Annotated in this window: 26 protein-coding genes and 1 tRNA gene; 4 read left to right on the top strand and 23 right to left on the bottom strand. The window is 28.4% G+C overall.

The genetic code is table 11. The annotated features are described in order from the left end of the window. Positions 1-36: 36 nt before the first annotated feature. Positions 37-111, bottom strand: a tRNA-Thr gene (locus AC07E4_RS00800). A 171-nt stretch (positions 112-282) separates the two neighbouring features. Next, the gene (locus AC07E4_RS00795; protein WP_478215492.1) at positions 283-930 is read right to left on the bottom strand and encodes a hypothetical protein; all 648 of its coding nucleotides are present in this window, start codon (positions 928-930) and stop codon (positions 283-285) included. A gap of 249 nt (positions 931-1,179) precedes the next feature. Here AC07E4_RS00795 and yyaC point away from each other — a divergent pair, with 249 nt between their 5' ends. Further along, the gene (yyaC, locus tag AC07E4_RS00790) at positions 1,180-1,707 is read left to right on the top strand and encodes a spore protease YyaC (RefSeq protein WP_040329698.1); all 528 of its coding nucleotides are present in this window, start codon (positions 1,180-1,182) and stop codon (positions 1,705-1,707) included. Positions 1,708-1,802: 95 nt separating this feature from the next. On the opposite strand, the gene mreB is transcribed toward yyaC, so the two are convergent. The 19 genes from mreB to AC07E4_RS00695 all read right to left on the bottom strand — a co-directional run bounded on the left by mreB (position 1,803) and on the right by AC07E4_RS00695 (position 19,424). Continuing rightward, complete coding sequence (gene mreB / locus AC07E4_RS00785) at positions 1,803-2,831, bottom strand: rod shape-determining protein (RefSeq protein WP_040329697.1); 1,029 nt, start codon at positions 2,829-2,831, stop codon at positions 1,803-1,805. Between the two features lie 94 nt (positions 2,832-2,925). Next, the gene (gene spoIIID, locus AC07E4_RS00780) at positions 2,926-3,180 is read right to left on the bottom strand and encodes a sporulation transcriptional regulator SpoIIID (RefSeq protein WP_040329696.1); all 255 of its coding nucleotides are present in this window, start codon (positions 3,178-3,180) and stop codon (positions 2,926-2,928) included. Between the two features lie 118 nt (positions 3,181-3,298). Continuing rightward, complete coding sequence (locus tag AC07E4_RS00775) at positions 3,299-4,018, bottom strand: peptidoglycan DD-metalloendopeptidase family protein (protein WP_430830573.1); 720 nt, start codon at positions 4,016-4,018, stop codon at positions 3,299-3,301. Between the two features lie 243 nt (positions 4,019-4,261). Beyond that, positions 4,262-5,356 (bottom strand): stage II sporulation protein D, encoded by a 1,095-nt coding sequence (gene spoIID / locus AC07E4_RS00770; RefSeq protein ID WP_478215491.1) that lies wholly within the window; start codon positions 5,354-5,356, stop codon positions 4,262-4,264. A gap of 642 nt (positions 5,357-5,998) precedes the next feature. After that, positions 5,999-7,252: a UDP-N-acetylglucosamine 1-carboxyvinyltransferase gene (gene murA / locus AC07E4_RS00765; RefSeq protein WP_040329694.1), complete on the bottom strand. Its 1,254-nt coding sequence runs from the start codon at positions 7,250-7,252 to the stop codon at positions 5,999-6,001. A gap of 26 nt (positions 7,253-7,278) precedes the next feature. Further along, positions 7,279-7,950 (bottom strand): hypothetical protein, encoded by a 672-nt coding sequence (locus AC07E4_RS00760; protein WP_040329693.1) that lies wholly within the window; start codon positions 7,948-7,950, stop codon positions 7,279-7,281. 226 nt (positions 7,951-8,176) lie between these two features. Further along, positions 8,177-8,377 (bottom strand): hypothetical protein, encoded by a 201-nt coding sequence (locus AC07E4_RS00755; RefSeq protein WP_040329692.1) that lies wholly within the window; start codon positions 8,375-8,377, stop codon positions 8,177-8,179. Positions 8,378-8,597: 220 nt separating this feature from the next. After that, positions 8,598-8,990: a F0F1 ATP synthase subunit epsilon gene (locus tag AC07E4_RS00750; protein WP_040329690.1), complete on the bottom strand. Its 393-nt coding sequence runs from the start codon at positions 8,988-8,990 to the stop codon at positions 8,598-8,600. 328 nt (positions 8,991-9,318) lie between these two features. Further along, on the bottom strand, positions 9,319-10,710 hold the full coding sequence (atpD, locus tag AC07E4_RS00745; RefSeq protein ID WP_040329688.1) for a F0F1 ATP synthase subunit beta: 1,392 nt from the start codon (positions 10,708-10,710) through the stop codon (positions 9,319-9,321). Between the two features lie 26 nt (positions 10,711-10,736). Continuing rightward, the gene (gene atpG / locus AC07E4_RS00740; protein ID WP_040329686.1) at positions 10,737-11,588 is read right to left on the bottom strand and encodes an ATP synthase F1 subunit gamma; all 852 of its coding nucleotides are present in this window, start codon (positions 11,586-11,588) and stop codon (positions 10,737-10,739) included. A 10-nt stretch (positions 11,589-11,598) separates the two neighbouring features. After that, positions 11,599-13,113: a F0F1 ATP synthase subunit alpha gene (gene atpA, locus AC07E4_RS00735; RefSeq protein ID WP_040329685.1), complete on the bottom strand. Its 1,515-nt coding sequence runs from the start codon at positions 13,111-13,113 to the stop codon at positions 11,599-11,601. Between the two features lie 99 nt (positions 13,114-13,212). Further along, positions 13,213-14,013, bottom strand: a complete 801-nt coding sequence (locus AC07E4_RS00730; RefSeq protein WP_040329684.1) for a F0F1 ATP synthase subunit delta — start codon at positions 14,011-14,013, stop codon at positions 13,213-13,215. Between the two features lie 2 nt (positions 14,014-14,015). Then, positions 14,016-14,495, bottom strand: a complete 480-nt coding sequence (locus AC07E4_RS00725; RefSeq protein WP_040329683.1) for a F0F1 ATP synthase subunit B — start codon at positions 14,493-14,495, stop codon at positions 14,016-14,018. A 70-nt stretch (positions 14,496-14,565) separates the two neighbouring features. Further along, a complete protein-coding gene (gene atpE, locus AC07E4_RS00720; protein ID WP_040329682.1) occupies positions 14,566-14,808 on the bottom strand; it encodes an ATP synthase F0 subunit C in 243 nt (80 codons plus the stop codon). 31 nt (positions 14,809-14,839) lie between these two features. Next, entirely contained in the window at positions 14,840-15,520 is a 681-nt protein-coding gene (locus tag AC07E4_RS00715) for a F0F1 ATP synthase subunit A (protein WP_040329681.1), read from the bottom strand. Between the two features lie 18 nt (positions 15,521-15,538). Beyond that, entirely contained in the window at positions 15,539-15,901 is a 363-nt protein-coding gene (locus AC07E4_RS00710; protein WP_040329679.1) for an ATP synthase subunit I, read from the bottom strand. A 715-nt stretch (positions 15,902-16,616) separates the two neighbouring features. Continuing rightward, entirely contained in the window at positions 16,617-17,747 is a 1,131-nt protein-coding gene (gene wecB / locus AC07E4_RS00705) for a non-hydrolyzing UDP-N-acetylglucosamine 2-epimerase (protein ID WP_478215490.1), read from the bottom strand. Between the two features lie 114 nt (positions 17,748-17,861). Beyond that, positions 17,862-18,896, bottom strand: a complete 1,035-nt coding sequence (locus AC07E4_RS00700) for an MraY family glycosyltransferase (RefSeq protein WP_478215489.1) — start codon at positions 18,894-18,896, stop codon at positions 17,862-17,864. 39 nt (positions 18,897-18,935) lie between these two features. Next, complete coding sequence (locus tag AC07E4_RS00695) at positions 18,936-19,424, bottom strand: deoxycytidylate deaminase (RefSeq protein ID WP_040329675.1); 489 nt, start codon at positions 19,422-19,424, stop codon at positions 18,936-18,938. An 805-nt stretch (positions 19,425-20,229) separates the two neighbouring features. Here AC07E4_RS00695 and AC07E4_RS00690 point away from each other — a divergent pair. The 3 genes from AC07E4_RS00690 to AC07E4_RS00680 all read left to right on the top strand — a co-directional run bounded on the left by AC07E4_RS00690 (position 20,230) and on the right by AC07E4_RS00680 (position 22,485). Continuing rightward, a complete protein-coding gene (locus tag AC07E4_RS00690; protein WP_478215488.1) occupies positions 20,230-20,925 on the top strand; it encodes a Crp/Fnr family transcriptional regulator in 696 nt (231 codons plus the stop codon). A 317-nt stretch (positions 20,926-21,242) separates the two neighbouring features. Then, positions 21,243-21,791 carry an NADH peroxidase gene (locus tag AC07E4_RS00685; protein ID WP_040329673.1) on the top strand — a complete coding sequence of 183 codons (549 nt, stop codon included), beginning with the start codon at positions 21,243-21,245 and terminating at the stop codon, positions 21,789-21,791. Positions 21,792-22,014: 223 nt separating this feature from the next. Beyond that, a complete protein-coding gene (locus AC07E4_RS00680; RefSeq protein ID WP_040329671.1) occupies positions 22,015-22,485 on the top strand; it encodes a MarR family winged helix-turn-helix transcriptional regulator in 471 nt (156 codons plus the stop codon). Between the two features lie 52 nt (positions 22,486-22,537). On the opposite strand, the gene AC07E4_RS00675 is transcribed toward AC07E4_RS00680, so the two are convergent. Then, positions 22,538-23,380: an ABC transporter permease gene (locus tag AC07E4_RS00675; protein WP_040329670.1), complete on the bottom strand. Its 843-nt coding sequence runs from the start codon at positions 23,378-23,380 to the stop codon at positions 22,538-22,540. Further along, positions 23,373-24,332 (bottom strand): ABC transporter permease, encoded by a 960-nt coding sequence (locus AC07E4_RS00670; protein ID WP_040329668.1) that lies wholly within the window; start codon positions 24,330-24,332, stop codon positions 23,373-23,375. The genes AC07E4_RS00675 and AC07E4_RS00670 overlap by 8 nt, the downstream gene beginning before the upstream one ends. Positions 24,333-24,394 lie beyond the last annotated feature (62 nt).

The following is a 24,394-nucleotide window of genomic DNA, read 5'->3' as shown; positions in this document are numbered from 1 at the left end:
CTGCCCCCTTTGGCCACTCGGGAACTCCTCCACTTATGGAGCTGGCAATAGGAATCGAACCTACAACCTGCTGATTACAAGTCAGCTGCTCTACCGTTGAGCCATGCCAGCATATTTTTTAGTTTTTCGAAGCCGCCACAACTTCGACAAGGATTATTTTATATTTTTAGCGAGCTTTTTTCAAATCCAAATTACCTTATATAATTGATTTATATTTGTTTTTATCTATATTGCTATTTTTTTCTTCATTTTTCTAACTTTCTCTTATTTTTTAATTTAATTTTAATATTCTTCTACTCTTCTTATATCAACATAATCAGACATAATTTCTTTAGTTTCTTCCATTTCATCATTAGATAAATATTTTTCTAGAACATTCATTATTTTTCTCACTCCTGCTCTTTGATTTGTATAACTTAAATATTCCTCTAAATTATCATATTCTTTTTTAGGTACTTTAGAAAAGTACTTCATCAATTTTGTTTTTTCTTGTAAAGATAATGCACTCACTATTTCATCTGGCTCTTTTTTTATAACATGCTTATTTAACTCATTTTCTCTTTTATTATATGTGTCAAACTCTACATTTAATTCTTCTTCCGTTACCTCATAGTCTTCTAAACTATAATCTTTCATAAGTTCTTTATTTTTATTTTCAATATACCAACGCCTTGATTCATTCGCTTTTTCATCTATGTTTTCCTTTGTATCATCACTTTTTTTTATTTCATTATCATTATTGATTTGCTTATTTTTTTCTATAACATCATCAACATTTACTACTTCATTTTTTTCATCATAATTCAAAATTTTTTCATTGTAAGCCACATCTACATTATTAGATTCTATACAACTTTTTTTTACATTCAACATTGTAGTAATACTAACTATTGTTGTTAAAATTACAATCATTAAATATATTTTTCTCATTTAAACAAACTCTCCCTCACATCAATTTTCTTTATAATTATTAACTCATAATTCTTTATATATTCAATAATTTTAAATAAAAATTTGAAAGTTTATATTTTAATAATCACTTTCCTTTTTTTTGCATATATATTATTAAGTGCATTTTTTATTTTTATTATTTATATAAAATTAAAAATTATTACATTTATTTTGAAATAAATTTTACTATTCAATCTTAAAATTATTGAAGTTTAGGAGGTGCAATAGGTGACTAGAATAAAGACGCATTTCAAAAGTCCCCTAGCATATTATAGATTAGCTAATTTTATTAAAGATTATATTGACAAAGATACAATTATTATTTGTATTGGTACAGATAGATGTATCGGCGACTGCTTAGGACCTTTAGTTGGAACACAATTAATTGATAACCATTTCCCGCTTCCTGTATACGGGACTATTTCTGAGCCTATTCATGCTTTAAACTTAGAAAGTAAATTATCTGAGATAAAAACTAAACACCCTTACTCCAAAGTCGTTGGAATAGATGCTTGTTTAGGTCCATATTCTAGTATAGGAGAAATTCAAGTTAGAGATTTTGCTATAAACCCCGGTAAAGGTGTTGGAAAACTATTACCTCCTGTTGGTGATATTTCATTAATAGGCATAATAGACTCCAGTGAAGATAATGAACTTTTTACTAGTCGTAACATACGCCTTAACTTAGTTATGCAATTATCGAAAGTTATAACACATTCCCTATTTCATGCTTATTATTTAGCTTTTAATATATAGTTATTTATCATTGCATTTTATTATAATATAAAACACAGAACTACATATGTATAATAAATATTACACATGTAGTTCTGTGTTTTTATTTTGATATCTTAATAAAATGATAAATCTTGACCGCTAAATCCTTCACCCATTTTATCTATAAAGTCTAATGCTTTGCCAGTTCCTATAGCTACACATGAAATTGAGTTTTCTGCTATGTATACTGGAACTTTAGTATATTCTTCAATTAATTTATCTAGTCCATCTAAAAGTGCACCACCACCAGTCATAACAATTCCTTTTTCTGCTATATCAGCAGCTAATTCAGGTGGAGTTTTTTCTAAAACAGCATGAGTACATTCAGCTATAGCAGATACAGCTTCTTGTAATGCTTCTCTCATATCTTTTGAATTAACACTTATATTTTTAGGAAGTCCTGTAATTAAATCTCTTCCTCTTATTTCCATATCCATTTCTTCATCTTTTTTATATGCTGATCCTATATTTATCTTTAAATCTTCTGCTGTTCTTTCACCTATCATTAATTTATATTTTTTTCTTATGTATTTAATGATTGCATCATCAAAATTATCGCCAGCAACTTTAATTGATTCTCTTACAACCATTCCGCCTAATGATATAACTGCTATATCAGTAGTTCCTCCGCCAATATCTATAACCATGTTTCCACTTGCTTTAGATATATCTAATCCTGCACCGATTGCTGCTGCTAATGGTTCTTCTATTAAGAAAACATTCTTTGCTCCAGCATTTCTTGTTGCATCTTCAACAGCTCTTCTTTCTACTTCTGTAGACTCACATGGAACACAAACTACTACTCTTGGAGCAGCTTTTTTCTTTCCACAAGCCTTTTTAATAAAATGTTCTAACATTTTCTCTGTTATATCATAATCTGAAATTACGCCATTTCTAAGTGGACGTATTGCTACTATGTTACCTGGAGTTCTTCCTATCATTCTTCTAGCTTCTTCTCCAACTGCTAAAACTTTGTTAGCTGTTTTTTCTATAGCTACAACTGAAGGCTCCTTTAATATAACTCCATTACCTTTCATATAAACTAGTACTGTTGCTGTACCTAAATCTATACCCATGTCCGTTCCCATACCGAAAAAAAACATAATAAAATTCACTCCTGATCTTTCGTATTTTTATTGCATATAAGACATACATACCATATTAATCCTATACTATATCATTATAATACGAAAAATTTTATCCTTCAATTGTTTTATATTTCATTTTAGTTGCTCTTCCACCTCTTATGTGCCTTTCAGCCTTATTTAAATCTAATATTGTTTTTGCCTGTTCAGCAACTTGAGCATTTATTTTGGGCAGTCTTTCTGTCATATCTTTGTGTATTGTACTTTTACTTACACCAAATACTGATGCTGTCTTTCTTATGGTAGCTTGTGATTCAATTATATATTTTGCAACTTCCATTACTCTTTCTTCGATGTAGTCCTTCAAAGTAGTGGCCTCCTTAATCCTTCTATAGTTTATAAATATGCTAATTTAATCATATAAATTACATTTAATATATTATGGATAAGCCATTTTCTTTTAGAAAATGGCTTTTTCATAATTGCTACTTTTTGTAACTTACATATTTACTTGGATCTATGTGCTCTCCATCTTTTAATACTTCAAAGTGTAAGTGTGTGCCATAATCCTCATAAGCAAAAGTTGTTGTTTTTCCAACCTTTCCTAATTCTTGGTTTGTTTTTATAGCATCACCTTTTTTTACTGCAACTTTTTCTTGCAAGTTTGAATATACACTTACTAATCCATTTTGATGATCTATTTCAACATAATTTCCTTCTGATGAAATATCTACATTTTTTACTACTCCATCCATCATTGCAACTACTGGAGTACCTTCCTCAACTTTTATATCTAAACCAAAGTGTGGTCTATAATCTTTAGTTGATTTCATATAAACTGGATCTTCTGAATAAGCACGTACTAATTTTCCTTCTACAGGATTTTGTGCTGAACCTTTACCTGTGTTTGATACAGCTGCTGTACCCTTATTATTTTGAACTTGTACTTCTGGAACAGCTTTTAATTCATCTTTATTTACTTGTAATGCATCATTATAAGTTTTGTCTTCTGATATCACACCACTAGTTTTAGAACTGTCAGCTGATTTTTGATTTTGTTCTACCATCGGCAGTTTTGCAACATCCTTTTTATCTTTTGATGTTGTTATTATAGCTACTGTAGCTACTGCACATAAACATACAAATAGAACTACATAAAAGCCTTCTTTCTTAAAAAATTGTTTTAATTTTGATTTATTATCCATAAAAACACCTCCACTAGTATTGTTGTCCTATATTTCAAAGTTAATTCACTTACATACTTATTTTTTTTAATTTTTTTTCGACCTTTTTTTTAAAATTAAGCACTTTTTGAGCGCTTTAATCTTCTTTTATTGATATTTTATATGTAAAATACTGTATTTTTTAATTGTTATCAATTATTTGAGTTTCCATTTTTTCGCATAAAAAAGCAGAAGTTCATAAATCACTCCTGCTTTTTATAAGTTCTATTTATTATTCAATTTTTTTATATCAATACCTGTATAATAATGTTTTATTATTTCATCACATTTGCTACCATTTTTAGCCATTGTGTTTGCCCCCCACTGACTCATACCAACACCATGTCCAAACCCTATACAATTTACTTCTAATTCTTCATTCAAAAAATTCAATTCAAAATTTGCTGAGTTAAGTCCATATAAGCTTCTAAATTTAGGTCCACTTATAACAGCTTTTCCTAGCTTTATTTCCTTCACAGACCCACCTTCACTTCTACTAAGTATTTGAATTTGACTTTTCATATTGCTAGTTACCATATCAGCACTATACTCCATATTTGCTCTTTCAACTATTTTATTATATGGTATTTTTACATTGCTTTTATATCTAGGAGCTTCTTCTTCCCCTTTGCTATCCACGCTTCTTAAATATGGCAAAGCATTAACAAATACATCTTCTGAGTTTTCTGTTCGTCCTCCACTAGTTGAAAAATAATATGCTCCTTTAGCCAATTCTCCGTTATACGCCATTACTTGACCTTCGGTTGAATTAACAGCTTCCTCTATTTTATTCCAATTCTTAGAACCATTTTGTCCCCATAATTTTACCTTGTTTTCCTTAGACATATATACTTGACAATGAGTAGAGTCACAAAGATCTGCCCCTTTTCCATTTTTACATCCACCACCCGTAGCAGTTGTATGTGCTATAGTATATGTTCTTGCTGCAATTGCTTGAGCTTTTAGTGCTTCTACTTCAAAATTTACTGGCATTTCACTACTTATAACACCTTTTATATATTCTTCTAATGGGATTTCTACTACTCTATCTTCCTTTGTTAAATAAACATTTATTTTATCAACTTTTATATCACTTACCAAATCTTTATTTTCCTTTATAGCTATATTACTTTCTTTTACTTCAGGTTTTTTTATATTTAAGGACGCTGTTTGTTTGCCATCATTGCATCCAAGTATAAAGTATGTAGATGCTAATAAAAATATTAAACCTATAATTATAAAAGTTAATATTGAAATAATTTGAGATGCTGCCTTTTCACTTATTCCACTAAAGCCTATTCTACCTTTGAAATTACTCATTTTATCATCCTTTCAGTTAAGCATATTTATAGGATGTTAAATCTATTTTTAACTTTAATCCATCTATAGGGTTCCAATTCCAAATTCAAAGTAATCTCTTTCTCAAATGATATTATTAAACTTACAATTTATTCTATTATAATGTTTGGAACCAATTAAAAAGTAAGAGTGAATAGTGATGGTGAATATCCCCGGGATTGAAATCCCCGCTACAATGTTTTATTTGTACTTCAAATAAAATTAGTATAATATTTATCCATAAAAAGTTCATTTTGGAGAATAAATTCCCCATCATAATGTTCTTACTAATCATAGTTTCAATAGTAACTATCACTATTACTTTGGATATTTTATAAATTTTAGTTTTTATATTGTTTTCAACTAATTTGCTTAGCAAATTTAATAAAAAATCATTTTTTTAAAATTAGATCTCCAATTTTTACATTCACTTTTAACTTAGAACTCTATAGAATTAATTGTGTATTAATAAGATTAAGTTAAAAAAGTATTTCACATTTTATAACTTGTCCTATATGTAAATTCATATTTCATTTCCTATGAAAATATTACTAATTCCATAAATTAAATTTGAAATATAAAAAATAATAGAGGTGAAAACACCTCTATTGTTGTATATAATTTCTAATTATTTACTCTTTTTATATCTGCACCTAGCTTCTTTAGTTTTTCCTCTATCATTACATATCCTCTATCTATATGATATATATCAACTATAGTTGTCTCTCCCTTTGCACATAAACCAGCTATAATCAAAGCTGCTCCAGCTCTTAAATCGGTAGCTTTAACTTCTGCTCCTGTTAAAAATTCTGTTCCTTCTACTACTGCACATCTACCATCTGTTTTTATATTAGCTCCCATTCTTATTAGTTCTCTAGCTTGCATAAATCTGTTTTCGAACATAGTCTCTGTAATCATACTTGTTCCATCTGCAGTACTTAGTAATGCCATCATTTGAGCTTGCATATCAGTTGGGAATCCTGGGTATGGCATAGTTTTTATATCTACACATTTTATATTTGTATTTCCATTTACTATTAAATCATTATTTTCTACTATTGTCTCAACACCCATTTCTTTTAATTTAGCAATAACAGGCTTCATATATTCCGCATTTGTATTAGTTAACCTTATAGTACTTTTTGTGGCAGCTGCTGCAACCATAAATGTTCCTGCTTCTATTCTATCAAATATAGGGGTATATTCTGATCCATGAAGTTTTTTCACTCCAATTATTTTTATGGTATCTGTTCCTTCTCCATAAATCTTAGCTCCCATAGACTTCAAAAAATTAGCTAAGTCTGTAATTTCAGGTTCTTCTGCTGCATTTTCTATTATAGTCTCACCTTTAGCCAAACATGCAGCCATCATTATATTTTCTGTAGCTCCTACTGATGGAAAATCTAGATATATTTTTGCCCCATGCAATTCATTTGCATTTACTTCAACAAATCCATGCTCAGTTTCTATATCTGCACCTAATGCAGCTAATCCTTTCAAGTGCAAATCTATAGGTCTAGCTCCAATATTGCATCCGCCTGGAAGTGACATTTTAAAATTACCAAATCTAGCCACCATAGCTCCCATTATTAAAAAAGATGCTCTCATCTTTTTTACTAGTTCATTATTAACATTTTTATAGTTTAAGTCAGATGTATCAACTCTAACTACTCCATTATTCTTTGTAACCTTTGCATCAAGCGACTCTAATAATTCACAAAGGACATTAACATCTTCTAGCATAGGTGTATTATTCAAAATACATAAATCAGCACTTAATATAGTCGCTGCTAATATCGGCAATACGGCATTTTTAGCTGAACTTATTTCAACCTCCCCACTTAACTTTTTGCCACCCTTTATTATAAATTTTTCCATATTTCTTCCTCCATAATAGTGCTATTTTAAAAAGCTACAGTTATTTCTGGTATTCCTATAATTATTTCTGATTCACTATTGTAATTCATTATTGCAACTTGAAAATCAAAACTTCCATTTGCAATATTTTTTACATTGTACTTATGAGTATTGCAAATTGTGCTATATCCATTATTTAAATTTACTGTATTGATGTCTGTAGCTCCACTTTTATCTAAAAATTTTAGTATCTTATCATTTATTTCATGATAATCATCATTAATTTTAGATTTGATATATAAGTATTGACTTGTATTATCATTAAAAGCATTTCTTAAAATGCTTTTTAAAAGTTCTGTATTATTTTTATCTGTTTTTTGATTAATACTTATCTTAATTTTATTAGCATCTATCCTTTGTATATTTCCATTAATATTATCTATGTCAAACTGCAAATAATCAGTTGTACTGCTAACTATTTTTTCATTGTTTATTGGGTTATTGAACTGAAAAGCTTTTTTTAAATTGTTATAGCATGATTGTAAACTCTCATCATTAATGAAAGTAGATTCTATACCAACCTCTTCTATTTTTGCACTTGATATCTTTAAAATTTCTTTATAAATATCTAGATTTTCACTTGCAACGCTTTCCTTAAATTGAAAAGTATTTATTAATACTATAAATAGTATAATTCCAAACGTTATTATTTTTCTCATAAAACTCTCCCCCTTAACTATTTGAATTATTGCCTATTATTTAAGAATTATTCCAATAGTTTTCAGGAAAAATTATATATTATAATATATAACATTTTGTAAAATTTGTGCATAAATAAGCTTATTTTTATGTAAAAATTTGTTTATTTAACTTAATATAGGGCACTTCAAGAAAATAGCTGTAATATTTTATCGCTTATTTTCCTAAAATGCCCTGTTTTATTATTTATTTAAACATTGATGAGAAAGGTAGAATATCTTGTAATGTTTCTAAAGCAGTATCTAGTTTTACATATTCATTTCCATTTATTTGAGTTGCATTATTTTTAAAAGCTTCAACCGCTTCATTGTATTGGTTTACTATATTTATTTTTGATGAATCAGCTACTCTCATTTTTTCTGTAATCTTTTGTTCACTACTTTTCATTTCAATTCCTCCCTATAATTTTTTTTAGGTTCTCAAAATTTAATTTTAATTTATACATAATAACTAATAATAAATCTGTACTTTCTTTTTTCATTCTATATTTTAAACTTGATTACCTATAATTATTATGTTTATTTGTAGTTTTTTTATACAAAAAACAACCTTTAGCTATGCTAAAGGTTGTTTTTAATAATTTTAATTATTTACAATTAATTTATAACTAAACACTTAATCTAAGTAATGCTCTTTTTAGTGCAAATTCTGCTCTTTTTACATCTATGTCCTTTTTATCTTTTAACCTAGCTTGAGCTCTTTCCTTAGCTTTTTCAGCTCTTGCTTTGTCTATATTTTCTGGCCATTCAGCAGCATTACATAAAATAGTTATTACATTATTATTAATTTTGATAACTCCATTAGATGTAAAACATGTATATGCTTTACCATCAACATCTTGAAATGTAGTTATAGTTGGAATTAAATTTGTTACCATTGCTAAGTGATTTGGCAAAACTCCAAACTTACCATCACTACTTTCCGATGCTAATTTTACAATTTCTCCATTGTAAAACTCTTTATCTGGAGTCATTATTATAAGTTTAAGTTTATTATCCATAAAATTCTCCCGTTATATAAAATACTTTTATATTTCATCTATTTTATTTATTGATTATCCCTTATTACATCATTAATAAATATTATTAATGATTTCTCATTTACAATAAGTTAGTCTTAAAATTAAATTATTTTAAGACTAAAAAGTAATAATCTTTTATTTTGTTAATCAATAACTTTAAATCTTATTGATTTCGTGACGGAATCTTTTATAAAGATATCAACCATATTATTTGTGTAGTTAAATTGTATTAAGTTTAATATAAAGTATTATTTAAGTATAAAACTTATATAATACTTTTCAATATATTTCAAAATGCATTAATCTACTATTCTAATGTTGTTGCTTTTTCTCTCGCTTCTTCTATGGTTCCTACGAATAAAAATGCTGATTCTGGAATATCGTCACATTTACCTTCTAATATATCCTTAAAGCCTCTTATTGTTTCTTTAAGTGGTACATATCTTCCTTTTATTCCAGTAAATTGTTCACCTACTGTAAATGGTTGTGATAAAAATCTTTGAACTTTTCTTGCTCTACCAACAACAAGCTTATCTTCATCTGAAAGCTCATCAACTCCTAGTATCGCTATAATATCTTGAAGTTCTTTATATCTTTCTAATATATGTTTTACTTGAGTTGCTACATCATAATGTTCTTCACCTATTATTCTAGGATCTAACATTCTTGAGCTTGATTCTAGAGGATCTACAGCTGGATAAATTCCTAATTCAACTATTGATCTTGATAAAACAGTTGTAGCATCTAAGTGAGCAAATGTTGTTGCTGGTGCTGGGTCTGTTAAGTCATCTGCTGGAACATAAACAGCTTGAACAGATGTTATTGATCCATGCTTTGTTGAAGTTATTCTTTCTTGAAGTGCACCCATCTCAGTTGCAAGTGTTGGCTGATATCCAACAGCACTTGGTATTCTTCCAAGTAAAGCTGAAACTTCTGAACCAGCTTGTGTAAATCTAAATATATTATCTATAAATAGTAAAACATCTTGACCTTGATCCCTGAAATATTCAGCCATTGTAAGTCCTGTTAAGGCAACTCTCATTCTAGCTCCTGGTGATTCATTCATTTGCCCAAAAACTAGTGCTGTTTTATTTATAACTCCAGAGTCTCTCATTTCATGATAAAGGTCATTACCTTCTCTTGTTCTTTCTCCAACACCTGTAAATACAGAAAGTCCACCGTGTTGTTTAGCTATATTATTTATAAGTTCTTGTATTAATACAGTTTTACCAACTCCAGCTCCACCAAATAGACCAATTTTTCCACCACGTTGATAAGGTGCTATAAGATCTATTACTTTTATCCCTGTTTCAAATACTTCTGGTTCAACAGACTGTTCTTCAAAACTTGGTGCAGCTCTATGAATTGTATATAAATTATCTGCATTAAAATCTCCAGCTTCATCTATTGGTTTTCCTAATACATTAAATAATCTTCCTAATACTTGTTCTCCAACAGGTACTGTTATTCCTTTTCCTGTATCGACAGCTTTAAGTCCTCTACGTAATCCTTCAGTGTTTTCCATAGCTATTGTTCTTACTATGTCATCACCTATATGCTGTTCAACTTCTGAAATTACAGTTTTTCCATCCATTTTTATTTCTATAGCATTATATATGTTTGGAAGTGCTCCTGCTTCAAATTTTATATCTATAACTGGTCCTATAATTTGGACAACCGTTCCTATTTTTTCTGCCATAATATCCCTCCAATCTAGCTATTATTTTAGCTTTGTGCTTCTGCTCCGCCTACTATTTCAGAAATTTCCTGAGTTATAGCACTTTGTCTAGCTCTGTTATATTTTAAATTAAGCTTATCAAGTAAATCGTCTGAATTACGAGTAGCTCCCTCCATAGCTTCCATTCTTGTGCTTTGCTCACTGCATTTAGAGTGAATCATGCAATTTAATATTTTACTATTAAAATATAAATTAGTAATACTATCAACTAATTCTTGTGATTCCCCTTCAAATTGCAATTTAGAATCTATTTCTTTAAACTCTTCTCTATTTATTGGTAACAATTGCTCTTTTCTAAACTCTTTTCTTATTTGTGATATAAATTTAGTGTAAACAATATGAACTTCTGCAACTTCACCTTTTCTATATGCTTCAAAAGCATCATTGTAAATAGTAGCAGCTTCTATAGAAGTAGGTATATCACCCACTTCTATATATTCAGCTGTAGTTTCTAGCTTATATCTATTAGCAAGAGACTTTCCTTTTTCTCCTACCATTAAAATGATTGAATTTTCTCTATCACCTTTAACAATTTCTGATAGTTCTGCCATTATCGAAGTGTTAAAGGAGCCACATAGTCCCATATCAGAGGTAAGCACAATATATAGTTTTTTGGAGCTTTGGTTTTTAGTTGTATAAATAGTTTCTTCGTCATAACTTCTCATTACTTCAGCAAAAATTTCTTCACATTGATTAAAGTAACCAGTATTAGAAGATAATTTTTCTCTAACTCTTCTTAACTTTGAGGTAGAAACTAAACCTAGTGCTTTTGTAATTTTTTTTGTGTTATTTATAGACTTAATTCTTCTCTTTATTTCAACAAGTCCTGCTGCACCCATTTTCTCACCTCTACAGTTCTATTAAAAATTTCTGTTTAAACTCCTTTATTGCTTCTACAAGTTTTGTTTCTATTTCATCATCTAGTGCTTTTCTTTCCATAATCATGTCTGGCACTTCTTTATGATATGTGTTCATAAACTCTAAGAATTGCTTTTCAAATAGTTTAACTTTTGCAACTGGAATATCCATTATATGCTCTTTTACTCCAGCATATAAAATCATTATTTGATCTTGTACTGGCATAGGGCGATATTGATCTTGCTTTAAGATTTCTATTAATCTCTTTCCTTTTTCTAGTCTTCTCTTAGTTTCCTTATCAAGGTCTGATCCAAACTGAGCAAAGGAAGCAAGTTCTCTATATTGAGCAAGTTCAAGTCTTAATGTTCCTGCTACTTGTTTCATTGCTTTAATTTGAGCACTTCCTCCAACCCTTGAAACAGATATACCTGCATTTACTGCTGGTCTTTGTCCTGAATAGAATAAATCTGATTCTAAGAATATCTGTCCATCTGTTATTGATATAACATTTGTTGGTATATATGCTGTTACGTCTCCAGCTAATGTTTCTATTATTGGAAGTGCTGTTAATGATCCACCACCTAATTTATCAGATAGTTTTGCAGCCCTTTCTAATAATCTTGAGTGAAGATAGAATACATCTCCTGGATACGCTTCTCTTCCTGGTGGTCTACGAAGAAGTAATGACATTGTTCTATAAGCGACTGCGTGTTTGGACAAATCGTCATATATTATTAAAACGTCTTTTCCTTCATTCATAAAGTATTCTCCCATACTACATCCAGCAAATGGAGCTAGATATTGTAATGGAGCTGATTCAGATGCACTTGCTGAAACTATGATAGTATAATCTAATGCTCCCATTTCTTGTAGAGTATTAACAGTATGTGCAACAGTTGATTGTTTTTGTCCTATTGCAACATATATACATACCATATCTTTTCCTTTTTGATTTAAAATTGCATCTATGGCTATTGCAGTTTTTCCAGTTTGTCTATCTCCTATTATTAACTCTCTTTGACCTTTTCCAATTGGAATCATTGAGTCAATAGCTTTTATGCCTGTTTGCATTGGTTCTTTAACTGATTGACGATCAATAACTCCTGGAGCATTAACTTCAACTGGTCTGTATTTTGTTTCTTTTATTGGTCCTTTTCCATCAATTGGTTTACCTAGTGGATTGACAACTCTTCCCAGTAAATCTTCTCCAACTGGAACTTCAACTACTCTTCCAGTTCTGTTTACTATGTCGCCTTCCTTTATACCTTCTTCTGAGCCAAGTAGAACGCAACCAACGTTATCTTGCTCTAAGTTTAAGGCCATTCCATACACATCATTCGGGAATTGTAAAAGTTCTCCCTCTAGGCAATCATCTAATCCATAAACCCTAGCTATACCGTCACCTATTTGTATTATAGTTCCAGCATCTACAGTGTTTATTTTGCTTTCATATTTCTCTAATTCTTTTCTTAATATAGATGTTATTTCGCCTGGTTTTATATGCATTCTTTCACCTCTATTCTATAAAAGAATTCAAAATTAAACATCTTACATTTGATAACACATTCAATTTTAAATTCTTTAAAACACATCCTTTGCTACAATTTAGTTTAGAACTTTTAAAACTGTGCTTGTTTTTAAATCTTTTAGTCTACCTTTTAATGTATAGTCTAAAACATCATCTCCAACAGTTATATAAACTCCGCCTAAAATTTCTGTATCAATTGTTTCTTCAATAATGAAGTCACTATCATAATATTTATGAAGTCTTACTTTTAGTTTTTCTTTTTGTATTTCTGTTAATGGTTGAACTGTTTTAACATTAACAAGTAATGGTTCTTTTTGAATTTCCACATCAATTTTGTGTTGTTCTTTATTCTCCATTATGTTCTTCATCACTTCTAATTTACTTTTGATGCTACTATCTATAACATCATCACCAGCTTTTATTATTATTCCACCTATTAAAGTTTTATCAATTTTTTCTGATAAAATAATTTGTTTGTTATACTTATTTTCTAACTTTGCTTTTAAGCTAGTTCTTTGTTCATCGCTAAGTGAAATTGCTGTTCTAACTTCAACCTCAATCATATTATGTTCTTCAAAATATATTAATCTAAATTGATTATATTTTTCTCTTAAATATGATATTCTATCTTTTTCTATTAATAATAATAGAAAACTTAGTAATTCTTCATTGATTTCATTTTCAAAGATTTTCTTAAATATTGCTTTTTTTTCTGGTCTATGAATTTGAGGATGTTCTATTATTTGTTTGAACTCTTCATTTTCTTCCATACTCTCAACAATACCTTTTAAATCTTCTAAAGTTTCTTCTAAATTCCCAGCTGCTTTACAAGCATCATATAATGCTTGAGCATATCTTCTGTCAAGAAATTCATACATCTTTAATTACCTACCTTAGAAATGAAATCATCAATAAGTCTCTTATGATCCTCTTCATCCATTTTCTTTTCTAATGCTTTTTGAGCTAAAACTAATGATAGATCAACAACTTGATCTTTCATTTCACTTTCAGCTTTACGTTTTTCTCTTTCTATTTCTTGTTTATTTCTAGCACGTAGAACTTCACATTCTTTTTTAGCTTCAGTAATAATATCTCTTGATACTCTTTCTGCTTTTTCTTTGTATGCTTCTATTAATACTTCGCCTTCTTCTTTATACTTTTGAACTTTTTCTTCTTGTTCTAATCTTAAAGTTTCTAATCTACTTTCTTCCTCTTTTGCATGATTTAGTGCAGTTTCCACTTCTGTTTGTCTTGCACTTATCATTGCAACTGTTGGTTTATAGAAAAACTTTTTAATTATGAAAAAGAATATAAAGAAGTTAATCGTTGCGGCTAAAACTATCATTGGATCTATATTCATATAAAATCCTGGTATCTACCTATCCCCCAGGATATTCACCTGCCTTTCATAGATTCTCTTCTTTTAATTATTAGCCTACTTTTAAAACTAATAATAATGCTATAAGGAAACCATATATTGCTGTTGCTTCTGATAGAGCTCCTCCAACAATTAATGCACTCATTATTTTACCACTTGCATCTGGTTGTTTTGCTATACTTTCAACTGCTTTACTAGTAGCGTTTCCTGTTCCTAATCCTCCACCCATAACTGATAAAGCTGCTATTCCTGCTCCTATTGCTGACATTCCTGCTATAAATGCTCCTGATTCCATTTCTTATTCCTCCTTAAAATTAATTATTATTTTAGTGTTCTGCTGTTATTTTTATATTAATCATTGTTAACATTATAAAGATAACTGCTTGTATTGTTCCATCAAATAAATCAAAGTAAAAATGGAACGGTATTGGTACAACTAATGTTGCAAAAAAGCTTATTTTACCTAGTGCACCATATATCATTTCTATTATCATAGTTGCTGCAAAGACATTACCAAAAAGTCTTAAACACAATGATATTGGAAGCATAATTCTTTCTACTATATTTATAGGTAATATAAGTGCCATTGGTCTCGCAAATCCTGCAAAATATCCCTTAATACCATTTTTCTTTATCGTATAACCTTGAATTACTATGAAAGTTGTTAATGCTAATCCTAAAGTTACACTTATTTCTGATGTTGGAGGTTTAATTCCAAACATTCCAGTTAGGTTAAGTAATAGTATATATAATGCTAATGCAATTATATATGGTATAAATGCTCTTTTACCTTCACCCATAGTTTCTTCTACAAAGCTTCCCATTTTAGTAATTCCAATTTCTACTGCAGCTTGTATTTTCCCTGGTATTCTTTTGACATTATTCTTGTACAAAATTCCTAATAGTAGTGCTAGTGCCATAATAACCCACTGAACTACAAGACTATCAGTTATATTAAATGGTATTCCTAAAATATTAAAGGTAACTATTGGTATTACTTCTTCCATATTACACACCCCTTTCTGCTAGTCGTTTTTACACTTAAAACCATAAATTATCATGGAAATAAGTTGTGCACTATAGCCTATAACAAATAATAAAAATCCAAAATGGCTTTTTATTACTATTATTCCCCCTATAGCTGTAACCAATATAACTCTTCCTAATTGGCTTAAAATCATTCCAATTTTAGGAGATGCTACTTGGTTTAATAATTTTTCTACGCTTATAGCATTTATATATAAATTTATATAGGCTATAAATAAACCTATTATAAAAAATATACTAATATTTTTCAAAGTAATCCAACCTATTATCAAAAATATTAAAGATAAAATTAAATCATATTTAAGTATATATGTTAGTAGTTTCTTATTCTCTTTATTCACTTTTAAGTCCCTCACTTAATACCTAAATTACATTGTAACATTATATGCTTAGATATGAGATAAATAAACAAGCTAATTCAGTCAAATTACTTTAAATTTACCAATGTATTCTTAATAAACTAGTTTTAATTGTACTTTAATATGATTTACTTTGAATTAGTTTATTTTTCTACTTTATTACATATTTTGAATGTAACTTATTCATTTTCCGTTTTATTTTTTTTAGTGTTTTTTATAGCTTTTCAAGTTTTGAATACTCCCGGTCATTTTAATTTCAATTTCTTTTGTTTTTCATGCATAAAAAAGCTAATATTTGAATTAATTTATGACCCCATGTTCATTTTTCTGTTTTTTTTAAATAATTGAATTTTAATTTATTCTGACTTTTGCAATATTATTAATTATTTGTTTCATTTTTCTTGATGTTTATTTTTCTTATTTTAACATTTTTGCATTATGTGAATTGCAATTCAATGCCTTTATGTGTTTATTTTTCAAGTATTAACTATTTTTCCAATAATTTTGTGCATATAAAATTTTATTTTCCTATTGCATAAAAAGTTTTTTTCTAATTCATAAAATTTTCAATTTATTTGAATTGTTTTTTATTATACTTATTTTATATTAAGTTCAATTTATACTTAGAACAACATACACTATAATTATTTGTAAACTCACTTTTATTTATGTATAAATTTAAAATAAAAGCATAGTATTATACCATGCTCTCATTTTTTAATATATTTTTTAAAATATCACATATTTGTCTAGATGTAGTTCCATCACCATAAGGATTTTTTATATTCTTCATTTTATTATACTCTTGTTCATTTTTCAATAATTTATTTGCTTCTTTTAAAATTTTATTTTTATCTGTTCCAACCAACTTTACTGCACCAGCTTCAACCGCTTCTTGCCTTTCAGTTACATCTCTAAATACTAACAAAGGTTTTCCAACATGTGGTGCTTCCTCTTGAATTCCACCTGAATCACTCATTATCATATAACACTTATTCATTAAATTATGATTATCCTCTACATTTATAGGATCTAATAAATGTATTCTATCTATCTCACCTAACTTTTCATGCACAACATCTCTTACTATAGGATTTAAATGTACTAGATATATCAATTCTACATCTTTATTTTCTTCAACAATACTTCTTAATGCTTCACAGATATTTTCTATTCCATCTCCCCAGTTTTCTCTTCTATGAGCTGTTACCATAATAACCTTTTTATCATAATCTATATGATTCAACTTTTCTTCTTTAAATTTATAATTTTCTTTAATAGTATAATCCATAGCATCTATTGCTGTGTTTCCTGTAACAAAAATTGTTTTTTCATCTATATTTTCATTTAATAAATTTTGTTTAGATAACTCAGTAGGTGAAAAATGTAAATCTGCAATTGATGCAGTTAATTTTCTATTCATTTCTTCTGGAAATGGAAAATATTTATCATGACTTCTAAGTCCAGCTTCCACATGGCCAACTTTTGCTTTATTATAAAAGGCAGCTAAAGATGCTACAAATGTTGTAGTTGTATCACCATGTACCAAAACAATATCTGGATTTTCTTTTTTTATTACATTTTCTATTCCTTCTAGTGCTTTACATGTAATACCTGATAAACTTTGCTTATTCTTCATAATATCCAAATCATAATCAGGTTGTATTTGAAATATTTCCATAACTTGATCTAGCATTTGTCTATGCTGAGCTGTTACACAAACCTTAGATTCAAACTCTTCTCTTTTTTCTAATTCTTTTATAATTGGTGCCATTTTTATAGCTTCCGGTCTAGTGCCAAACACTGTCATAACTTTTAATTTTTTCATATGCTTCACCCCGTTTATATAATAATAAATATGGTTAAAATTATATTCTATGCTTTTTAAATATAACTTTACCATATTTATTTATTCTCATGTATTTTATTTTTTCAAATTAACTTATTTATGTTGTTCTTCATGTAAAAGTCCAATTTTCCATGCAATTCCTGTTATAATCACAACTACAGTTGCTAATAAAAAGTATGCCTTTTTACTACTTACTTGCATTGCTATAATAGCCGCACCACCTAAAATTGCATTAATTAGATATATTATTAAAACCGCTTGTCTTTGACTTAATCCTAATCCTAATAATCTATGATGAAGATGCCCCTTATCCCCTTGTGATATAGGCTTTCCATTAACTTTTCTTCTAACTATTGCAAATAATGTATCATATATAGGAAGTCCTAATGCTAAAAGTGGAACCGCAATAACTAATGCTGCAGCTGATTTTATAGCTCCATTTATAGATGTGGCTGCTAATAAGAATCCTATCAATTGTGCTCCCGTATCCCCCATAAATATACTTGCTGGATTAAAGTTATATGGCAAAAATCCTAGTATAGACCCTGCTAATATAGTTGTAAAAAACACAGCATCTGCCCTTCCATTTATGAATGAAACTATTAATAGTGTCAATGATGATATAAGTCCTACCCCTGCTGATAATCCATCTAATCCATCTATTAAATTAAATGCATTTGTTACACCTATTATCCATATTATAGTTAAAGGTATGCCAATGATTGTTAAATTTATATATTCTCCTCCAACACCAAATGGATTAGTTATAACATTAACTTTTAACCCAAATGCTACAAGTATACAAGCAGCAACTATTTGAAATGCCAATTTATATCTTGGCCTTAATTCATTCATATCATCAATTACACCACCTATGACAATTACCGTAGCTCCAATCACTATTCCTAAATCATCTAATGAAAACTGAGAAATATTTAGTAAAATTCCACATATGAATGCTATGTATATTGCAACTCCTCCCATTCGTGGAATTGGCTTTTTATGTATTCTTCGTTCATCTTTAGGTACATCTATTGCATTAACTTTTATTGCTAATTTTTTTACTAATGGTGTAATTGCAGCTGATATAAGTGCTGTTATACCCATTAAAAAAATTACATTATTCATATACTAACCATCCTATTTCTTTATTATTTTAAGTAAACTTTAATAGGAAACATCTTCTGTTAGAGAATCATCATTTTCTATCCAATCACTTACTTTAACTTCCCTATATTCAGATTTGCTATCTCTTATTATAACAGTTTCTATTCCAGCATTTATTATAAATCTTTTGCACAAAGTACAAGGTGATGCATTTTTCACCAATTCACCACTACTCTGTTCTTTTCCAACTAAATATAGCGTAGATCCTATCATATCATGTCGTCTTGCGGAAATTATTGCATTTTGTTCAGCATGAACAGATCTACATATTTCATATCTAGTACCTCTTGGTACATTTAATTCCTCTCTTTTACATCTGCCTATATCACTACAGTTTTTTCTTCCTCTAGGTGCACCTGTATATCCTGTCGCCATAATTTCATCATTTTTTACTATTATAGCCGCAAAATTTCTTCTTAAACAAGTTCCCCTTTCAAGTATAGTTTCACATATATCTAAATAATAATTTTGTTTATCTATTCTATTCATTTTTTCTTCCCTCTATTTTACTTAATAGTTTTTTCTAAAAGAGCTACAAATTCTAATTTTTACTTATATATTAATTAATCTTTTTAAAATTTGTTTCTCTACGTTTATTCCAGCTACATTTGCACTTCTCTAAAAATAGTATGTATTTATATACTATTATACATAAAAATATATTAATTAAGCGAATATTTTATTATTTTATAGTAAATAAAATAAACATTTCTTTCATATTATATATAATAAGAAAATTATAATCAAATTTTATGCAAAATTTATATGTTTTATAGCTATCAAAATAAATTATTATATAGGGTTCCAAGTTTGAATTTTAAATAACACCTTTATCAAATGATATCATTAAGCTTACAGTTTATTTATATTTTTATATTTGGAACCAAGTAAGAGTGAATAGTGAATAGTGAATAGTTATGGTAGATATTACTCACTTCGTTCCTAATATCTAAAAATAGAAATGCTTAAAAACTACGTTTTTATATTGTTTTCAATTAATTTACTTAGTAAATTTAATAAAAAATCATTCTTTAAAATTGGAAGTCCAATTTTCACCTTCACTGTCCATTGTCAATTTTTAAAAATATAGATTAAAACTTAGATTTAAAATTCTCAACTAAAACATGAATAACTAAAAGTTTTAACTTGTATTACTATATTTTAATTTAGATTCCAAATATAAAATTAATAGTTCTTAAATTGAAATCTACTTTTATTTTGATATAATTTAAATAAAACAGATTTGAAATATAAAAATATACTGATTTTTTATAATTAAAAAGGAAAATAGCTTATGAATGATTTAATTTTTATTTTAAAAAAATGCAAAATTTTCAAAGGATTATCCGAAAGAGAATTAGAGGATGTTCTAAAAAATGTTTCTTATACTATTTACGATAAGTGCAAAAACTGTGCTCAATGCAAGTCTTGTATTTTGAATTTTGAGGGAGACAATTGCTCAAAATTATCAATTGTTCTAGAAGGCACTGTTGATATTCAAAAGCATTATTCCAACGGAAAAATAGTATCCATTAATACATTAACTGCTGGAAACACTTTTGGAGAGGCTATTATATTTTCTAATGAAAATACATACCCAGCTACAATTGTTGCATATAGGGGCACTAAAGTGCTTTATATCTCAAAAGATGATATTTTATCTCTTCTTAACAACAAAAAAATTTTGAATAACTTTATGAATTTACTATCTTCTAAAATACTAACTTTAAATAAAAAAGTAACACTTCTTTCATTTGAATCCTTACGCCAAAAAATATGTTACTTTATTTTAAGTGAATACAAGAAACAAAATACTCTTTCCTTGCACTTACCAATGTCTAAAAAAGCACTTTCAGAATATCTAGGCGTCCAACGGCCATCACTTTCAAGAGAACTTATTAATATGAAAAATGATAATCTAATAGACTTTGACAGATCCACAATAAAAATAATAGATTTAGAACATATTTCATCATTGATATCTTATTGATTGGAATTTATGTCCATTAAATACATTTAATATTACAAAATTTTTAATTTATTATGAACATAACTAATATTCTTGATTTTGTCATTGATTGATTTTTTCTGTATGTGTATAATGTTTTTAACAATATAGATTTAAATTATATATTTAACTTATTTACTCAAAGTTCATAATTTGAAATAGATATAAATATTAACTTTAATTTATATCTATATGTTTTAAAAAGTTACTTTTTACATATAATAAATTTAATTATTATATCAATTGATTATATTAAAATTTTAAAATAATATTATTATGTTTATGGAAGGATGTTAATTATGAAGAAGTTTGTTTGTACAGTTTGTGGTTATATTCATGAAGGAGATACACCTCCTGAGTTTTGTCCTATTTGTAAAGCTGACTCTAGTAAATTTATAGAAAAAAATGAAGAAGGAATGTCTTGGGCTGATGAACATAGAATTGGTTCCATTAAAGACTTAGATCCTGAAGTTGTAGAAGGTTTAAGAGCTAATTTCACTGGAGAATGTACAGAAGTTGGAATGTATCTTGCAATGAGTCGTCAAGCAGATAGAGAAGGCTTTCCTGAAGTAGCTGAAGCTTATAAAAGAATAGCTTTTGAAGAAGCAGAACATGCTGCTAAATTTGCTGAATTATTAGGAGAAGTTCTTTCTGCTGATACTAAAGCTAATTTACAAGCTAGAGTTGATGCTGAACATGGTGCTTGCCAAGGTAAAAAAGATTTAGCAACTCTTGCTAAAAAATTAAATCTAGATGCTATTCATGATACAGTTCATGAAATGTGTAAAGATGAAGCTAGACACGGCGCTGCATTTAATGGATTATTAAATAGATATTTTAATAAGTAATTTAAAACAAGCATGAGATTAAATCTCATGCTTGTTTTTATGTCCATTGTTGACATTTATTTCTATTTGAGTCAAAATATAATTATAGTCTTATAAAATTATTTAGTTAATTTTATACACAAATTTTATAAGACTTAATTATTTTATAATCTAACTTTAGAACTTATTAACCGTTCTTAGTATTATATATATTTTTAAATTATCAATGTTAGGAGCAATTTTTATGGATGATAAAAATCTTACTAGTATAGCAGAAGGTGTTTTAACCATTTTTCCCATGTTTATAAAAAACTTTAGTAAAATAGACTCTATATCTACTAATGCAAATAATCACTGTTGTCTGCCACCTTCTCACAGAAATATTTTAAATTTACTAGATACTTTTGGAGTTCTAAACATGACAGATATATCAGATAGATTGTGTATTAATAAATGTAATTTAACTCCCATTGTAAATAATTTAATAGATAAAGATTTAGTTATTAAATCAGTTGACTCTCGAGATAGACGTATCAATAAATTATCACTTACTAAAAAAGGTGAAAATCTAGTTGATTACTTTAAAAACTCAGCTATAAATAACCTTAAAGAAAGTCTCTGTGATTTTACAGATGATGAATTAAATGCTCTTCTCCACCATTTAACTAGCATACAATCTATTATTTACAATGTTAAATGTAGAGAAAAAAAGTAGCTTACTTATTATATACATAAAAAGTGAGGCTATCGCCTCACTTTTTTCTATTTTACTCTTCTGGATCTAGCCCTATTCTTAAAACATCTCCAAGAACATTAAAACTTAAAACTATTAACAATATAATAACCCCTGGAAATACAGCAAGATATGCTTTATCCGCCATCCTTGACTGTGCTGCTTGTAACATACTTCCAAGTGATGACATTGGTTGTTGAACTCCCAACCCCATAAAACTAAGTGCTGATTCTGTTAATATTGCATCTGCTATGTTAATACTAGCAGCTACTAAAACTGTTGAGAAAACATTAGGTATAATATGTGATTTTAATATATTTTTATTATTAGCTCCCAAAGCCTTCGCACATAGAATAAAATCTCTTTGTTTTAAAGAAAGCGTCTCTGCACGAACTATTCTCGCTATTCCCATCCATCCAAAAATACCTATAATAACTATTATGTTTATTAAACTAGGTTTTAAATAAGCATTAGCTATTAATAATAAGAAAAATAGTGGTATACTCATGAGCATATCTATAATTCTCATAATTATAGCATCAACTTTACCTCCTACTAGTCCACTTATTGCACCAACCAATGTTCCAATTACTATTGATACAATCATTGACATAATCCCTACAGTTAACGATACCCTTGTTCCATATAGTGCTCTAGTAAAATAATCCCTTCCTAAGCCATCAGTTCCAAATATATGTTTCAATGTTGGCCCCTCAAATTTATAAATTAAATCTATTTTATTCGGATCATACGGACTTATAAATGCAAATATAGCTAATAATATTATTACTATTAATGATATTAATGAAAACATTCCTAATCTATTTCTTTTTAATTCTCTTAAGATTTTTTGTTTTAAAGTTTTATTCCTAGTCATTATTATCACCTCTACGTGTTCTTGGATCTATAATCATACAAGATATATCTGCAATTAAATTTCCTAAAACAACCATTATTGATGTGAGCATTGTCATAGCCATAATTACTGGATAATCTAATGCTTTTATAGCATTCATACCAAGTCTTCCCATGCCAGGCCATCCAAATATAGTTTCTGTTATAAATGCACCTGATACTAAAGATGGTAAACTCATACCTAATATCGTAACTATAGGTAATAGTGAATTTTTCATTACTTGCTTAAATAATATTTCATTTCTTGAAAGTCCTTTAGCCATAGCTGTTATTATGTAATCTTGTTTTAATTCATTTATGGTACTAGATCTTACATATCTAGTTAATACGGCTATACTAGAAAAGCTCAGTACAATCGTTGGAAGTATTCCATGTTTTAATAAATCAACTGTAGACGTAACCCCTATACTCCTCATACCGACACTGGGAACCCATTTTAACTTGAGAGAAAAAATAGTTATCAAAATCATGGCAAACCAAAAACTTGGTATAGATATTCCTATATAATTTAAAACATTTACAACATTATCTAAAGTTTTATTTCTATGAAGTGCTATGTATAACCCTAATGGAATTGATATAATAACCGAAAAAATCATAGATGCACCCATAAGTCCTAGCGTTGGTAACATCCTTGATAAAATCTCACTTGCAACTGGCTGTCTTGTTATGAGTGAATATCCTAAATCACCTTTAAACACACCTTGAAGCCATATCACATATCTAGTTAACATTGGTTTATCAAGTCCTAAGTTAGCTCTTATTAACTCAGCTTGTTCCTTTGACATTTTCGGTGTTATAAATCCCTGTGCTGGGTCACCTGGTGCTAAATTCATAAGCAAAAATGACACAAATGAAATGAATAATAGCATAGGTATCGCTTCTAAAATTCTTTTTATAATTTTCTCTTTCATAAATTCACCCCTTATATAAAAAGGCCCAAAAACCTATTTTTTACAAAAGGTAAATGAGCCTA

The organism is Clostridium amazonense (assembly GCF_056431285.1).
Note: the sequence above shows the minus strand (reverse complement) of the source record. Positions and strands in the feature narration are given on the sequence as shown.

Coding starts and splice junctions, on each gene's coding strand:
- AC07E4_RS00755 (WP_040329692.1), bottom strand. CDS start 8,377: ATGAAAAGTAGTGAACAAAAGATTACAGAAAAAATGAGAGTAGCTGAT.
- spoIID (WP_478215491.1), bottom strand. CDS start 5,356: ATGAGTAATTTCAAAGGTAGAATAGGCTTTAGTGGAATAAGTGAAAAG.
- AC07E4_RS00685 (WP_040329673.1), top strand. CDS start 21,243: ATGAAGAAGTTTGTTTGTACAGTTTGTGGTTATATTCATGAAGGAGAT.
- AC07E4_RS00795 (WP_478215492.1), bottom strand. CDS start 930: ATGAGAAAAATATATTTAATGATTGTAATTTTAACAACAATAGTTAGT.
- AC07E4_RS00715 (WP_040329681.1), bottom strand. CDS start 15,520: ATGGAAGAAGTAATACCAATAGTTACCTTTAATATTTTAGGAATACCA.
- AC07E4_RS00680 (WP_040329671.1), top strand. CDS start 22,015: ATGGATGATAAAAATCTTACTAGTATAGCAGAAGGTGTTTTAACCATT.
- AC07E4_RS00725 (WP_040329683.1), bottom strand. CDS start 14,495: ATGAATATAGATCCAATGATAGTTTTAGCCGCAACGATTAACTTCTTT.
- AC07E4_RS00760 (WP_040329693.1), bottom strand. CDS start 7,950: ATGAGAAAAATAATAACGTTTGGAATTATACTATTTATAGTATTAATA.
- AC07E4_RS00690 (WP_478215488.1), top strand. CDS start 20,230: ATGAATGATTTAATTTTTATTTTAAAAAAATGCAAAATTTTCAAAGGA.
- wecB (WP_478215490.1), bottom strand. CDS start 17,747: ATGAAAAAATTAAAAGTTATGACAGTGTTTGGCACTAGACCGGAAGCT.
- AC07E4_RS00670 (WP_040329668.1), bottom strand. CDS start 24,332: ATGAAAGAGAAAATTATAAAAAGAATTTTAGAAGCGATACCTATGCTA.
- atpA (WP_040329685.1), bottom strand. CDS start 13,113: ATGCATATAAAACCAGGCGAAATAACATCTATATTAAGAAAAGAATTA.
- AC07E4_RS00695 (WP_040329675.1), bottom strand. CDS start 19,424: ATGAATAGAATAGATAAACAAAATTATTATTTAGATATATGTGAAACT.
- AC07E4_RS00750 (WP_040329690.1), bottom strand. CDS start 8,990: ATGGATAATAAACTTAAACTTATAATAATGACTCCAGATAAAGAGTTT.
- mreB (WP_040329697.1), bottom strand. CDS start 2,831: ATGTTTTTTTTCGGTATGGGAACGGACATGGGTATAGATTTAGGTACA.
- atpE (WP_040329682.1), bottom strand. CDS start 14,808: ATGGAATCAGGAGCATTTATAGCAGGAATGTCAGCAATAGGAGCAGGA.
- AC07E4_RS00730 (WP_040329684.1), bottom strand. CDS start 14,013: ATGTATGAATTTCTTGACAGAAGATATGCTCAAGCATTATATGATGCT.
- atpG (WP_040329686.1), bottom strand. CDS start 11,588: ATGGGTGCAGCAGGACTTGTTGAAATAAAGAGAAGAATTAAGTCTATA.
- AC07E4_RS00775 (WP_430830573.1), bottom strand. CDS start 4,018: ATGGATAATAAATCAAAATTAAAACAATTTTTTAAGAAAGAAGGCTTT.
- AC07E4_RS00675 (WP_040329670.1), bottom strand. CDS start 23,380: ATGACTAGGAATAAAACTTTAAAACAAAAAATCTTAAGAGAATTAAAA.
- atpD (WP_040329688.1), bottom strand. CDS start 10,710: ATGGCAGAAAAAATAGGAACGGTTGTCCAAATTATAGGACCAGTTATA.
- murA (WP_040329694.1), bottom strand. CDS start 7,252: ATGGAAAAATTTATAATAAAGGGTGGCAAAAAGTTAAGTGGGGAGGTT.
- AC07E4_RS00700 (WP_478215489.1), bottom strand. CDS start 18,896: ATGAATAATGTAATTTTTTTAATGGGTATAACAGCACTTATATCAGCT.